The sequence below is a fragment of the Streptomyces atroolivaceus genome, from assembly GCF_000717025.1.
Lineage (GTDB): Bacteria > Actinomycetota > Actinomycetes > Streptomycetales > Streptomycetaceae > Streptomyces > Streptomyces atroolivaceus.
In genome coordinates this window covers 1-208 of record NZ_JNXG01000102.1, presented here as the reverse complement: position 1 = coordinate 208, position 208 = coordinate 1, and the positions used below count along the sequence as shown (strand labels likewise).

The following is a 208-nucleotide window of genomic DNA, read 5'->3' as shown; positions in this document are numbered from 1 at the left end:
GGTGGTGAGCCGGGAGTCGTGGCGGTTCACGGGTGGGGATCTGGAGTTCGCGGGGGAGAAGAGTGAGGCCCGGCGGTATGTGCGGGCGCGGAACTGGCGGAGTGGGCTCGGGCTGCCGCGTCATGTGTTCGTGGTGTCGCCGGCCGAGCCGCGGCCGTTCTACGTGGACTTCGATGCCCCGGTCTACGTGAACATCCTGGCCAAGGCG

1 protein-coding gene is annotated in these 208 nt (G+C 69.2%); it reads left to right on the top strand.

Going from position 1 to position 208, the window contains the following annotated elements; genetic code table 11:
* Nucleotides 1-208: lantibiotic dehydratase (locus OO67_RS35600; RefSeq protein WP_208861136.1), on the top strand; the 208-nt coding region annotated here is incomplete at both ends.